This window comes from Advenella kashmirensis WT001 (assembly GCF_000219915.2).
Lineage (GTDB): Bacteria > Pseudomonadota > Gammaproteobacteria > Burkholderiales > Burkholderiaceae_B > Advenella > Advenella kashmirensis.
This window is the reverse complement of record NC_017964.1, coordinates 268536-281984: the sequence shown is the minus strand read 5'-3', so window position 1 is coordinate 281984 and position 13449 is coordinate 268536. Positions and strand designations below refer to the sequence as shown.

10 protein-coding genes and 1 pseudogene are annotated in these 13449 nt (G+C 55.9%); 5 read left to right on the top strand and 6 right to left on the bottom strand.

The window, feature by feature from the left end; genetic code table 11:
* Positions 1–95: 95 nt before the first annotated feature.
* Positions 96–2597, bottom strand: coding sequence for a penicillin acylase family protein (locus TKWG_RS01320; protein ID WP_014749087.1), 2502 nt, complete (start codon positions 2595–2597; stop codon positions 96–98).
* A 183-nt stretch (positions 2598–2780) separates the two neighbouring features.
* Here TKWG_RS01320 and TKWG_RS01315 point away from each other — a divergent pair, with 183 nt between their 5' ends.
* Positions 2781–3545 carry an IclR family transcriptional regulator gene (locus TKWG_RS01315; RefSeq protein ID WP_014749086.1) on the top strand — a complete coding sequence of 255 codons (765 nt, stop codon included), beginning with the start codon at positions 2781–2783 and terminating at the stop codon, positions 3543–3545.
* Positions 3546–3659: 114 nt separating this feature from the next.
* Here the strand turns inward: TKWG_RS01315 and TKWG_RS01310 are convergent, their stop codons facing one another.
* The 4 genes and pseudogenes from TKWG_RS01310 to TKWG_RS01295 all read right to left on the bottom strand — a co-directional run bounded on the left by TKWG_RS01310 (position 3660) and on the right by TKWG_RS01295 (position 7686).
* Positions 3660–4826 (bottom strand): acyl-CoA dehydrogenase family protein, encoded by a 1167-nt coding sequence (locus TKWG_RS01310; RefSeq protein ID WP_014749085.1) that lies wholly within the window; start codon positions 4824–4826, stop codon positions 3660–3662.
* A gap of 155 nt (positions 4827–4981) precedes the next feature.
* Complete coding sequence (locus TKWG_RS01305; RefSeq protein ID WP_014749084.1) at positions 4982–6205, bottom strand: CaiB/BaiF CoA transferase family protein; 1224 nt, start codon at positions 6203–6205, stop codon at positions 4982–4984.
* Entirely contained in the window at positions 6205–7167 is a 963-nt protein-coding gene (locus TKWG_RS01300) for a Bug family tripartite tricarboxylate transporter substrate binding protein (protein ID WP_014749083.1), read from the bottom strand. The genes TKWG_RS01305 and TKWG_RS01300 overlap by 1 nt, the downstream gene beginning before the upstream one ends.
* 91 nt (positions 7168–7258) lie before the next feature.
* Positions 7259–7686 (bottom strand): annotated as a pseudogene (locus TKWG_RS01295) (cupin domain-containing protein).
* A 388-nt stretch (positions 7687–8074) separates the two neighbouring features.
* On the opposite strand from TKWG_RS01295, the gene TKWG_RS01290 reads away from it, so the two are divergent.
* The 4 genes from TKWG_RS01290 (at position 8075) to TKWG_RS01275 (ending at position 12509) form a co-directional block, all read left to right on the top strand.
* The gene (locus tag TKWG_RS01290) at positions 8075–9079 is read left to right on the top strand and encodes an ABC transporter substrate-binding protein (RefSeq protein ID WP_014749081.1); all 1005 of its coding nucleotides are present in this window, start codon (positions 8075–8077) and stop codon (positions 9077–9079) included.
* Positions 9080–9172: 93 nt separating this feature from the next.
* Positions 9173–10174: an ABC transporter substrate-binding protein gene (locus TKWG_RS01285; RefSeq protein ID WP_014749080.1), complete on the top strand. Its 1002-nt coding sequence runs from the start codon at positions 9173–9175 to the stop codon at positions 10172–10174.
* A gap of 110 nt (positions 10175–10284) precedes the next feature.
* Positions 10285–11142 carry an ABC transporter permease gene (locus TKWG_RS01280; RefSeq protein WP_014749079.1) on the top strand — a complete coding sequence of 286 codons (858 nt, stop codon included), beginning with the start codon at positions 10285–10287 and terminating at the stop codon, positions 11140–11142.
* Positions 11139–12509, top strand: coding sequence for a quaternary amine ABC transporter ATP-binding protein (locus tag TKWG_RS01275; RefSeq protein WP_014749078.1), 1371 nt, complete (start codon positions 11139–11141; stop codon positions 12507–12509). Before TKWG_RS01280 ends, TKWG_RS01275 begins: the two co-directional genes overlap by 4 nt.
* A gap of 207 nt (positions 12510–12716) precedes the next feature.
* Here the strand turns inward: TKWG_RS01275 and TKWG_RS01270 are convergent, their stop codons facing one another.
* The gene (locus TKWG_RS01270) at positions 12717–13328 is read right to left on the bottom strand and encodes a LysE/ArgO family amino acid transporter (protein WP_014749077.1); all 612 of its coding nucleotides are present in this window, start codon (positions 13326–13328) and stop codon (positions 12717–12719) included.
* Between the last annotated feature and the right edge of the window lie 121 nt (positions 13329–13449).

Here is a 13449-nt window from a genome sequence, read left to right as displayed (position 1 = left end):
AACCGCCAGCGCAAGATGCAGATTGGACAGCGGCCCCCGCCTTAAGTTCTTATCATTGTCCAGGCAGCGGCCGCGCTGTCAGCATAAAAGCGGCTTTACTGCTTTTTCCCCGGTTCGAAGTTCAGGACCTTGACGGTATTTTCCTTGACTTTTTCCTTGCTGAAAGTCAACGGGATATAGTCGCCCTTTGCCCAGATAGGCGCCAGGTCGCGGTAACCGGGCTGGCGCGGATCGCCCGATTGTCCGGGGGTATTGATGACCCTGGAGGCATCCCACTGTCCGACATCGAGCACCATGCGAAAAGAGGCGCCCGACGTCAGGTTGTAGCTTTTCTCGCCGTAGCTGGCCGCCATGGGCGTATAGCCGGATCCTCCGATAGGACCCGCATTCACATTGAATGTCTTTTTCTCTTCATCCGTGAGTAGCGCATTCAGCGGATGCAGGAACACTGCCTGATGCAGCGTACCCCATTTCCACGCCTGCGGATCATCGCCCAGCTTTTCCCTGACTTCGGCAACAGCCTGTCCGAGCGAGTCCAGCATAATCTGATTGCGCTCGGCTTCGGTAAACCAGCCATCTGGTTTTTCTATGACATTGAGCACGCGCTCCGGGTCGGCCAGCCCGATCATTTTTGCGATTTCCGGATCAAATGCACGGTCCACCACGGCCTTGCGCAAATAGCGACTGAACCACACCTCGAAGACCGCCGCTTCGGGGCTGTCTGCGGTCACTTGCCCATCCCATTTTTTAAGCATCTCCACCACCGGCTTGAGCTTCTCGTCGTCGGTGTTCACCTGTTGCAGCACGGTAATGGTCCTGATCGCTGGCAGCGAGACTTTATCGTTCTGCCAGGCTTCAGAATCGGCGATCGACGATTTGTCTTTGGCGCCGATAATCCGCTTCAGGCGTTTAGAGCGAAAATCGCTGCTCCATTCATAGCCAACCCCTTTTTTGAACGCCGGATGATCCGGAGGAATATTGTTTTCGTTGGCCGTCACGATATAACCGGCTTCGGGATTGTACAGGCTGGGCAATTCGTCCATGTCCCGATAGCCGCTCCATTCATAGCGACCGTCCCCGGGAACCGGCGTCAGGCCGTCCCAATCCCGCTTGACGGTGAGCCCGCCCGGCATCCAGGCAATATTGCCGTCAGCATCGGCAAAAACCTGATTTTCACCAGGCGCGCCCCAACGGTTCATGGCGGCCTTGAATTCATCCCAGTTGGTCGCACGCATGTAATCCATGGAACCGAAATACGGAGCCATACCCAAGTCCAGCCAGGCGGCCCGCAAAGCCCAGGCGGTGTGGCTGCCCTCATCCTGATACAGGATCGGACCATGGCGGGTAAAACGCAGCGTCACTTTCTGGGCAGGCCCGCCCTTGACTTCGATCTCTTCCTCTACGGTCTCCATGGGTTCCCAGCGTCCCTGGTATTTATACTCGTTCTTGTTCTCGGGATTGATTTCATACTGGTACATATCTTCCTGATCCATGTAAAAACGGGTCAGGCCAAAACCGATCTGATCGTTATGACCGATAGAAATGCCCGGCAGAAACGGCTCACCGGCGCCAATGACCGACAATCCCGGCGCATTCAGGTGACTGATATAACGCAGGCTGGGCGCACCATGGGAGCGGTGCGGATCATTTGCCAGTATCGGTCTGCCGGTTGTTGTCCGCTCGCCGCCAATAACCCAGTTATTTGACCCAAGCCCTCTCTCGGTATCACTGTCGTTCCTGACAATCTCATACAGCGCGGACACGGGCAATGGGCCACTTGTATTTGCCGCAGATGTTTTTTCGGCCTTGTCCTGGCGCTGCCCGTCTGCGGGCTTGGCCTGGTTGGCACCGGGCGGCAGTTTGGTCAGTTTGGGCGTGGCCGTGGCAAGATCATAGGCATCCTTGATTTTTTTCACTGGAATCGAGCACGGATCCAGACCCTCGACCAGCTTCGGGTCAATGGTCGGACTCAATTCGCGCCGCAACCAGTCTGCCTTGACCGGATCATCCTTGACCTTGCAAAAAACCTGCGCGCGATCCAGCTCGTTCTTGGCGTTCAGTGTCAGGCCATGGTGGCGAATCCGCACGACATCCTCGGCCTGCCACAACGACGGCTGATAGCCCAGTTTTTTGAATTCTTCTGGCAACAGTGCCGGATCGGCTTTCGTCATTTTTACGTATTCATTGATGCCGGCAGTAAATGCCTGCGCCACGCGTTTCGAATCCGAGCCATAAGCCAGCCACTCGCGATACATATCGCCGCGAAACAGAACGGCGCGCGCCATGCGATCGCCCGCGACATAATCGGGACCGAAATCCTTGGCCATTTCACCCAGGCCGCGCTTGCGCCATAAATCGATCTGAAACAGCCGATCCCGCGCCGCATTGAACCCCTGCAGGAAAAAGGCATCGTAAAGTGTCTGCGCGTAGATATGCGGGATGCCCCATTTGTCGATCGAGATTGAACCTGATTTTTCCAGGCCGCTTACCTCAAAGGTATCGGCAGCGGTTGCATCGGCTGTGCGGGCGCTGGCGGGGATGAACGATGTACCGGTAAAAACGGCAGCGATTGCAACGGCCATGAATGCGCGTTTCATATCTTCTCCTTGTATTTCAATTGTGTTAATTAATTATTTTAAACATGAACTAAATCGCGGACTGAAACGTACCGTCTTCTTTGTCCAGAGAATGGCACGAGTACCCGCTGCAATCAAACAAAACAGTGTAAGAAATTATGGCATCGGTTAAACTGTAGCCCTGTCACTCCTGTTTCCCTATTCATGAACACCACTGCCCCCGGCACCGAAAACCATCGCGTCAAAACCGCGCTCAGGGTTATCGAAATTATCGAGATCTTTTCCCGCGAACAAAAGCCGCTGGCGCTCTCGGAACTGGCCCGCGAACTGAACGCCCCGGCCTCCAGTTGCCTGGCGCTGGTGCGCACGTTGTTAAGCCTGGGCTATCTGTACGAAACCTCGCGCCGCCAAGGGTATTACCCAACGGGGCGGTTGCTGGCCATGGCCCAGCGCATCACCAAAGCCGACCCGGTGCTCGAGCGGCTGTCTCCAAGTTTGCGAGAGTTGTGCGCCATTACAGGCGAGACAGTGGTGCTGGGTAAACTCACTTCGTTGAACACGGTGGTGTACCTGGACGTGCTTCCGTCTGAAAACCCCATTCATTATGTTGCCGTGGCCGGAGAGCAAAAGGAAATTCACGCCAACTCGCTGGGCAAGGCGCTGTTCTCGGCGCTGGATGAACCGGCGCAGCTGGCATTGCTGGACAAGATGAGTTTTGCCAGGCGCAATGACCGCACCATTACCACGCGCGAACAGTTTCTGGCGGAAATCAAGGCCGGACAGGAAAAAGGGCTGTTCACCAATCTGGGCGAATCCATGGTCGATGTCGGCGCCATCGCCTGGCCGGTGACGGTCTCGGGCGGCCATTTTGCCATCTCCATTGCCGGGCCGTTGTACCGGATTGAGGCCAATTTGCAGAATCATGCCCAGAAGCTACGGGTGATGTGCACCTTCATTGAACAGCATTAAGCATCCGGGGTCCGGCCTGCTATTGTCGTTACCCACAGCGATCGAGGCTGCAACCGACGCACGCCGGCGCGGCCCGGATCGACATTACAGCCGCGTGCACCTTCCAGTGCGCCGTCAGTAGGATTTGGGCAGGCCCAGCACTTTTTCGGCAATGAAGCACATAATCAGTTGCGGACTGACCGGTGCAATACGCGGAATAAAGCTTTCACGCAAATAGCGTTCAACGTGATATTCCTTGGCATAGCCCATCCCGCCCAGGGTCTGGATCGCCGTCTGGCATGAGGTAAACGCCGCTTCGGCGGCCAGGTATTTGGCCGTATTGGCGTATGCGCCTGCCGGCTCATTGGCGTCATAGGCGGCAGCCGCACGGGACACCATCAGATCGGCGGCTTCCAGCTGCATCCAGCATTGCGCCAGTGGATGCTGAATGCCCTGATTCTGACCGATAGGCCGATTAAATACGATGCGCTCTTTCGCGTATTGAACTGCCTTGTCCAGCGCCACCTGACCCAGACCGACCGCTTCTGCGGCAATCAGGATACGCTCGGGGTTAAGACCGTGCAAAATATATTCGAAACCTTTGCCCTCGTCGCCCACGCGATCGCATTCGGGAATTTCCACTCCATCAAAAAACAGCATATTGGAATCGACGGCCTTGCGTCCCAGTTTTTCGATTTCACGTACTTCAACCTGGCTGCGATCCAGATCAGTGTAGAACAGGCTCAGACCTTCGGTGGCTTTCGATACCTGGTCTTTCGGCGTGGTGCGGGCCAGCAGTAGCATTTTGTTCGCCACCTGGGCAGTGGAAATCCAGATTTTGCGTCCATATATCCGATAGTGGTCACCATGCTTTTGCGCGCGCGTCGTCAATTGCGTGGTATCCAGCCCGGCATCGGGCTCGGTAACGGCAAAGCAGGCTTTGTCCTTGCCTTCGATCAGTGGCGGCAATGCCCGTTGCTTGAGTTCTTCAGAACCAAACCGAACCACCGGGTTTAGCCCGAAAATATTCATATGCACGGCCGAGGCGCCGGTAAAGCCTGCACCCGAGCGCGAAATGGCTTTCATCATCAACGCGGCTTCGGTAATACCCAACCCTGCGCCACCATATTCCTGCGGCATGGCCACGCCCAACCAGCCGGCCTGGGCCAGGCGCTGATAAAACGCCTCTGGATACTCGCCTGTTCTGTCGCAGGTGAGCCAGTATTCATCGTCAAAACCACTGCATAGCTGTTCAATGGCAGCCACCAGCATTTGCTGATCCTGAGAAAGCGAGAAATCCATCATTACTCCGTCGTTTAGGTGTGATATGTCACTTCAATGGCGCAATGCCCCATGGCAAGCGCTACGGTATGCCGCCACTCATCGGCCGTGCCGGCAGTCGGCTGTAAGTCCGCACTTGCAGCAGCCATCGCTCTACCTGATGGCCGCGCATTGGCTTAGTGCTCGCTCGCGCTACGCTTGGCCGCCTTTAATATGGCCTGTTTTTTCTCGCTGTCCATGGGCAAACCGTCGAGCAGTTCTTCTGTATGCTCGCCCAGCGTCGGCGCATGGCGATAGACGTTAAGCGGCGTGGCCGAATATCGCCCGAGCGGCGCAATCGTATGGACCACTCCCTCGCTGGGATGCTCGGTTCGCACCAGATGGCCGGTCGCCTTCAGGTGCGGGTCTGCAGGAAGGTCTTCGATGGCGTACAGCGGTGCGCACGGAATATCGTTGGCATCGAACAGCGCAAGCCAGTCTGCCGTGCTGCGGGTTCGCAGGATCCCGTCCACAAACCGGTATACTTCATCAATGTTTTCAGCACGCCGGGAGTGGGTGGAAAAAATTGAATCGGTGATCTGGTCGGCGCGATCAATCGCCGCCAAAAACTGCTGCCAGTGCCTATCGTTGTAGATCAGGGCGCTGACATATCCATCCAGGGTCTGATAGGGCTTGCGATGTTCGGCCAACAGACGAGAGTAGCCCATGGAGCCTGCCGGCGCGTTCTCATCGAATGTGCGCTGGCCCAGGTGATCACCCAAGATCATTTGCGCCATGCCTTCAAACATCGGCACCTCAATGGATTGACCTGTACCGGTTGCCCGGCTGTGAATAACGCCGGCCAGGCAGGCAATGGCCGCCTGCAGCCCGATGGTGCGATCGGCCAGCGTCAGCGGCGCGTAACGCGGCTCATGCCCGCTGTTGCGTTCATAAAGCCGCGCCACACCGGTCATGCCCTGAATCAAATCATCGTAAGCCGGCTTGCCGGCATACGGGCCGTCATTGCCAAAACCATAGGCACCCACATAGACGATTTTCGGATTCACTGCGCTGACCGCTTCGTAGGACAAGCCCATGCGTTCCATGGACTGCGGCCTGACGTTATAGAGCAGCACATCAACCTCGCGCACCAGATGCAGGCAGGCTTCCCTGCCTTCTTCGGTTTTCAGGTCAAGCACCACCGATCGCTTGTTGCGATTCAGATGCAGGTATATCGCGCCCATACCCGGATTGCGCATGGGCCCCACCTGCCGTATCGTATCGCCCACGGGCGACTCTACCTTGATCACATCTGCGCCCAGATCTGCCATCATCTGGGTGGCAAACGGCCCCAGAATAATGGATGTCAGATCCAGGACCCGTACACCGGCCAGCGGGCCGCTTCGATTGCTGTCTGTCATTATTGAACCTGAATTCCCGCGTCCTTGATGAGCTTGCCCCATAACTCGTACTGATCACGGACAAATGCCGCAAATTCCTGTTGCGTACCGCTGAAGGCATCAAATCCCAGGCGCGCCAGCTCCTGCTTGACCTTCGCATCGCTCACGATTTCATTGATGGTTTTGTTCAATGTTGTCACCGCTTCCTCGTCCGTATCGGCCGGGCCCAGAAAGCCATTCCAGGAATTGATGTCGAAATTATCGATACCGGCCGCTTCCATGGACGGCAGCTCGGGCAACAACGTGCTGGGCTTGGCGGTAGAAACCGCGAGCGCCTTGATTTTCTTGGATTGCACAAAAGGCATGCCCGAAGTCAGATCAGTAAACATATAGTCCACCTGTCCCCCGATCAAATCGGTCAGCGCCTGTGGCGTACCCTTGTAGGGCACGTGCAGGGTCTCAATACCCGCAGCATGCGATAGCGTAGCTCCGGCAACAATACCGGTACTGTTGCCGGAGGCGTAGGTCAGCTTGCCCGGGCTGGCCTTGGCTTGCTGGACCAATTCCTGCACCGAATTGAAGGTTTGCTTCATGTTGGCAACCAGGATGAACGGCAGGTTACCGCCGCGCGCAATTGGCGTGAAATCCTTGAGCACATCGTACGGCACGCTTTTTTGCAGCCACGGCGCAGCCGACAGCGGCGTGTTGGTTGAAATCAGAATGGTATAGCCATCGGGCTTGGAGCGGGCCACCTGCTGCGCCGCAATCGTACCGTTACCGCCAGGCTTGTTTTCTACAATCACCTGCTGGCCAAGACGGCTGGTCATTTCACGGGCAAAGATGCGTCCGACAGAATCGGTGCCCGAGCCGGCCGGAAAAGGCACGACCATGGTAATGGGCTTTTCCGGCCATGCCGCTGCCGCGGTGCTCGCCGCAACAAGGGCGGCGGCACCCAGCAAACAACGTAAGGGTTTGATATTCATATATGTCTCCAGTAAAGGACTAGGCTTCTTTGAGCGGCGTTACCAGAAAAGGCACGCTTGGGTTTGTGCTACAAATCGGGTTATCCAGCGATCAATCCCGTATCACCCGGGCCGGATTTTCTTCATAGGGAGGAGAATAAATGACCAGAAGACGCGCAGGTTCGGCGCTGGTTACTGTGAAGATATGCTTTTTGTCCGCAGGAAAAAAACAGCAGTCGCCGGCCTGCAGAGAACCCTTCTCTCCGTCCATTTCCACATCCGCCGTGCCGGACAGCAAATACACCACCTGCTCAATGCCCGGATGGGCATGCGGCAAGGCGCCCGATTCTGCTCAATTGTACCCACCAGCACTTCCAGGTGGCGCGCACCCACCGTTTCGGGCCCGATCAGGCGCCGATTGACTGTGCCATGGTGATTGGCGGGACTATAGCCGGGGACGTCTGCTTCCCGGACGATCCAGGCACAGGCGCCTGGTTTTTTGCTGGTCGTGCTCGCGGTTTGCGCTGTACTGTCTGTCATGACTTGGTTTCCTGTGGGTCAGATAAATAGCCAGAATTAGCCAAAGTATTTAGCTTATTCATTTTAAGCCGTTTAATTTAACCCATTTAATTTCTGTATGTGAATTAATTTTCTCATATATGAATTAAAAAAGCTGCTAGGGATTTTACCAAGGGGGCTGGTTTGCCCGGGTCCGCTCGATTTGTTACAATGGTCGGGTTTTATTAATTCATCGTTTCAATTGTGTACACCTTTTGCGCCGATCGCGCGAAAGTGTTTTACCTGTCAATCGGGCGCTTTGCCGCCCATCAATTTTTGTTTGTATCGACGGCGCTACGTCGTTTTCCGCATACTCTTTGGCATACACAGTTATTTTTATAACCCTGTAAGACTTAAGGAGGCTACGGCCATGTTCTTAAAACACAAAATTCTCTGCGCAACGCTACTCGCCGCGTTTGGCCTGGGCTTGTCCGCCACCGCACAAGCTGCAGACGCTCAGTGTGAAGTAGATCGCACCGTCAACTTCGGCGGCATGAACTGGGAATCGAACCTGGTGCTGGTCGACGTTCAGCGCACTATTCTTGAAAAAGGCTACGGCTGCAAAACCGAAACCCTACCTACCGAAACCCTGCCCGCCCTGGCAGCACTGGAGCGCGGCGATCTGGATATCAACACCGAGATCTGGCTCAACAGCGTAGGCGACCCCTGGGCCAAAGCCGAAAAAACAGGTAAGGTCAAACGCGTGGCCGACCTGTACACCGGCGGTGAAGCCTGGTTCATTCCGAAATACGTCGCCGAAAAATTCCCTGATCTCAAATCCGCAGCAGACCTGCCCAAATACAAAGAAGAATTTGCCGATCCGGAAGATCCAAGCAAGGGCCGTTTCTACGGATGCCCGGCAGGCTGGGGATGTGAAGTGGTTAGCAGCAATCTGTACAAAGCCCTGAAACTGGACAAAGATTTCACCCTGTACTCTCCCGGCACCGGCGCCGCGCAGAAAGCGGCCCTGACCTCGGCATACAAACGCAAGCAAAATATCGTGTTCTACTATTGGTATCCGACTCCGCTGGTGGGTTCGCTTGATCTGGTCAAGCTGGAGTTGCCGCCTTACGACGCGGAAAAACAGAAATGCCTGACCAATCCTGATTGCGCCGATCCGCAACCCAGCGCCTATCCGGACAACCCGGTCTTTACGGCACTGAATACGGAATTTTCCAAACAGGCGCCAAAACTGACCGAATTCTTTTCCAAAGTATCCGTTCCCCTGCCGGTCATGGACAAAACACTGGCCCATATGGAAGAGAGTGGCGACGATTCGCGTGATGTTGCAGACTGGTTCCTGAAAAACCAGGGCGAGGTCTGGGAAAAATGGGTTTCCCCCGAAGTTGCCGCCAAAGTGAAGGAATCGCTCTAATCGACTGCTCGTCAATTGAAAAGCCCGTTTTCGGACGGGCCGATGCCAATCCTAGCGTTTAGCTTAACTTTTAGCCATAAGAGGCACATTGCCATGATAAAGACTAAAGTTCTATCTGCTGTATTCATTGCTTCGGCCGCGTTCGGGCTTGCCCGCACTGCAGCCGCGGCCGATGCGCCAGCCTGCGAAGTGGACGATACCATCAAGTTCGGCGGCATGAACTGGGAATCAAACCTGATTCTGGCCGACGTCGAGCGCCATATTCTTGAAAAAGGCTACGGCTGCAAGACCGAGGTCGTCCCCACCGAAACGCTTACCGCTTTGGCCGCATTGGAACGCGGCGATCTGCAAGTGAATACTGAAATCTGGCTCAACAGCGTCAGCGACGCCTGGGCCAAGGCCGAGAAAAGCGGCAAGGTCAAGCGGGTTGGCGAACTGTATACAGGCAGGGAAGCGTGGTATATCCCCAAATATACTGCCAGCAAATTTCCCGACCTGAAATCAGCCGCCGATCTGATCAGGCACAAGGACGCGTTTGCCGATCCTGAAAGCCCCGATAAAGGCCGGATTTACGGCTGCCCGGCAGGCTGGAACTGCCAACTGGTCGCCACCAATCTGGCCAAGGTCTCAAGCTGGACAAGGACTTCGAGGTTTATGCTCCCGGTACCGGCGCAGCCAGAAGGCAGCCTGATGTCTGCTTACAAGCGCAAAAAAGATATCGTTTTTTATTATTGGGAACCCACGCCGCTGGTCAGCACGCTGGAATTGGTCAAGCTTGACATGCCTGCCTATGACAAAGAAAAGCAACAGTGCCTGACCCGTGAAGACTGCGCCAATCCCCAAGCGGTTGGTTATCCGGACAACCCGGTGTTTACCGCACTTAATACTCAGTTCATACAGGATGCACCCACACTGACTGCCTTTTTCAGCAAAGTGTCGGTCCCGTTTGATGTCGTCAACAAGACCCTGGCCTATATGGAAGAGTCGGGCGGCGAGACAAGCGAAGTCGCACAATGGTTTCTGAAAAACCAACAGGACATCTGGTCCAAGTGGGTCCCCGCCGAGGTGGCCGATCGTGTCAAAGCCACGCTCTGACCGCTGCGCCAGTCACATCCGGACAACAACGCTGTCTGCCGGGCACATTCGTGTCCTGCGGCCCTGGCCCGGTCCTGTCTTTCCCTCTATTTTGATGAAAAAATAAAATTATGTTTCCTGAAATTATCTCTGCGCGCGATGTGCGCAAAAGCATTGACGGGTTTGTGGACCATCTGGTCACCAATTACGCCGATGCACTCAATGCAATGTCAGAACCACTCCTGCATTTGCTGGTGTGGCTCGAAAAAGTCCTGCGTGGCGCGCCATGGTGGAGCGTTATTATCGTGGCCGTGCTGGTCGCTTTCGCGGCCAGCCGCCGCCCCGTGTTCTCCCTGATGATGGGGGTACTGCTGGCAATGCTGGGCGTCCTGGGCCTGTGGGATGCAGGCATGCAGACCCTGTCGCTCATGATTATGGCGACTGCAATTTCGATCATTATCGGCATTCCACTAGGCGTCATTACGGCCAAGTCCAACCCGGTACGATCAGTCATGCTGCCCGTTCTGGATGTTATGCAGACTCTGCCCAGCTTTGTGTACCTTATTCCGGTTGTCATGCTGTTCGGTCTTGGCAAAATCCCGGCCATTATCGCAACCGTGATTTACGCAGTTCCTCCCCTGATCCGCTTGACAGACCTGGGCATCCGGCTGGTGGACCGCGAAGTGCTTGAAGCCTCACGAGCCTTCGGCGCCTCTTCCTCGCAGCAGCTGTTTGGCGTGCAATTGCCACTGGCGCTGCCAAACATCATGGCCGGTATCAACCAGACCACGATGATGGCGCTGTCAATGGTGGTTATTGCCTCCATGATCGGTGCGCGCGGCCTGGGCTACGAAGTGCTGCTTGGCATCAACCGCCTTGAAGTAGGCCGCGGCCTGCTGGCCGGGCTGGGCATTGTCATTCTTGCGGTGCTTTTTGACCGCATTACCCAGTCTTATGGAAAACGGAAAAATACAGGCGGTGCGCTATGAGTAAAATTGAAGTCAAAAACATCTACAAAATCTTCGGCAAAAATCCGGAAAAATGGATTGATGCGGTCAAACAGGGCATCTCCAAGGAAGAACTGCTGGCCAAAAGCGGCCATACGCTGGGCCTCAAGGACATCAGCCTGAGTATCGAAGAAGGCAGCATTCATGTCATCATGGGGCTGTCCGGTTCAGGTAAATCCACGCTCATCCGCCACTTTAACCGCTTGATTGAACCCACAGCAGGCCACATCCTGGTCGACGGCACCGATGTGGTGACGCTGGGCCGCAAGGACCTGGAAAAATTCCGCCAGCAGACCATGAGCATGGTCTTCCAGCGCTTTGGCCTGCTACCGCATAAAACCGTGCTGGACAATGCCGCCTACGGCCTGTCCATTCAGGGCATGAGCAAAACCGAGGCGCACGACAAGGGCCGCTACTGGCTTGACCAGGTCGGTCTGGCCGGCTTTGAAAACCAGTATCCACACCAGCTCTCTGGCGGCATGCAACAGCGTGTTGGTTTGGCGCGTGCGCTGGCGACCGACGCCGACATTCTGCTGATGGACGAGGCATTCTCTGCACTGGATCCGCTGATTCGCCGCGAAATGCAGAACCAGTTGCTCGAACTGCAGGCCAAACTCAATAAAACCATTGTGTTCATTACCCATGACCTGGACGAAGCGCTGCGCCTGGGCAACCGTATTGCCATTCTGAAGGACGGCGAGCTGATCCAGGAAGGCACGCCCGAAGATATTCTGCTTTCTCCTGACAATGAATACGTCGCTGCGTTCCTGCAGGACGTGAACCGTGGCAAGGCACTTAACGCCAGTCACGCGGTCAATGCGCCACGCCTGACCCTGACCATGCGCGCACGCCCTGCGCATGCCATCGAACGCATGAAGCAATACGACTACAAGTTCGCCCCTGTGCTCGATGGCAAGGCCTTTGCCGGCCTGCTGCGCCTGTCAGCCGCCGAAGATGCGGTCCGGGCCGGCTTGCGGGATATTTCCTCGAAAGTGGAAGAAGCCCGCACCGTCTCGGCAGATACCAATCTGGACGAAGTGCTCACCCATATGCTGCAATCGACCGCGCCGGTCGTGGTCACAGGCGACAACGATGAATTTGTCGGCCTGATGTCGCGCGCCAAGGTTGTCGAACTGGTGAGCCCTGCCATCGAAAATGGCAATGGGGATAGCAGCGGCACTGCGGACAGCAATGCCGCGACAACACAGGCACCGGCAACACAAGCGCCCGTCGCGCCGGCCAGTGCCCCGGCGGAACGGGACGACGAACCTGAGCCGCCGGAAGGGGCCATTGAGCTGGACGAGTCATTGAAAAACAAGCCGGAAAAAGCGCCCGGTCATAGTCACTGACCAGGCTGGCGGCCGGTTTTACATGAATACCGGCCAGACCCTGCACCACAGGCCATACCCGCGTCCGAACATAAACCCATGTTCGGACGCTTTTTTTGCGCTGCGCTACGCCTGCCACGCCCGTCCGGACCTAACCCGCTGCAGCCCACTACGGCCCGCCATGCCCGACTCATCCCACCTTGCCCCGGCCTGCTGCCAAGCGCAGTGCTACCCCAGGGATTCGCCCCAGACCAGTTGCCAGGCAATGGTCCACATGGTGATGCCCACGATCAGGTCCAGCACCTTCCATGCCACGGGCTTTTTGAATAACGGCAACAAAAGCCGCGCACCGTAGCCAAGGGAAAAGAAAAAGACCAGCGATGCGGTAATGCCCCCGGCGGCGAACAGCCAATGTTGCTCCGGAAAGCGGGTGGATACCGAGCCGATCAATAGCAGCGTATCAAGGTAAACATGAGGATTAAGCCAGGTCAGCGCCAGGCAGACCAGCAAGGTTCGCTTCAGGGACGGCGCCTCGATATGGCTATCGCCCATGCTGGCGGTTTTGGTAATGGCCGCATGAAAGTGAAGCAAGCCATAAACAAACAGAAAAAGCGCACCGGCGTATTTGATCAGCGGCACGACATGCGCCGCATAGCGGGCGACAACGGAAAACCCCAGCACACCGGTCAGGATCAATGCAGCATCCGACAGGCTGCATACCAGACAGACCCAGAAGACGTGGCTTTTGCGCAACCCCTGCTTAAGGACAAAGGCATTTTGCGAACCGATAGCAAGAATCAGGGAACCACTTAGAAACAGACCGGCAAGATACGCATTCATTCAGGTACGACTCAATTGGAATACGACCGCCAATGTGTTAAAAAGGAAACAGTCGCTCAGATGACAAACAGGTGACAGATAATATACCGGGTATTGTCACACATGCGTCACAACGGATTGG

Excerpts from the sequence above, each read along its gene's own strand:
- TKWG_RS01290 (WP_014749081.1), top strand. The coding sequence starts at position 8,075 with ATGTTCTTAAAACACAAAATTCTCTGCGCAACGCTACTCGCCGCGTTT.
- TKWG_RS01310 (WP_014749085.1), bottom strand. The coding sequence starts at position 4,826 with ATGGATTTCTCGCTTTCTCAGGATCAGCAAATGCTGGTGGCTGCCATT.
- TKWG_RS01320 (WP_014749087.1), bottom strand. The coding sequence starts at position 2,597 with ATGAAACGCGCATTCATGGCCGTTGCAATCGCTGCCGTTTTTACCGGT.
- TKWG_RS01275 (WP_014749078.1), top strand. The coding sequence starts at position 11,139 with ATGAGTAAAATTGAAGTCAAAAACATCTACAAAATCTTCGGCAAAAAT.
- TKWG_RS01280 (WP_014749079.1), top strand. The coding sequence starts at position 10,285 with ATGTTTCCTGAAATTATCTCTGCGCGCGATGTGCGCAAAAGCATTGAC.
- TKWG_RS01300 (WP_014749083.1), bottom strand. The coding sequence starts at position 7,167 with ATGAATATCAAACCCTTACGTTGTTTGCTGGGTGCCGCCGCCCTTGTT.
- TKWG_RS01315 (WP_014749086.1), top strand. The coding sequence starts at position 2,781 with ATGAACACCACTGCCCCCGGCACCGAAAACCATCGCGTCAAAACCGCG.
- TKWG_RS01270 (WP_014749077.1), bottom strand. The coding sequence starts at position 13,328 with ATGAATGCGTATCTTGCCGGTCTGTTTCTAAGTGGTTCCCTGATTCTT.
- TKWG_RS01285 (WP_014749080.1), top strand. The coding sequence starts at position 9,173 with ATGATAAAGACTAAAGTTCTATCTGCTGTATTCATTGCTTCGGCCGCG.
- TKWG_RS01305 (WP_014749084.1), bottom strand. The coding sequence starts at position 6,205 with ATGACAGACAGCAATCGAAGCGGCCCGCTGGCCGGTGTACGGGTCCTG.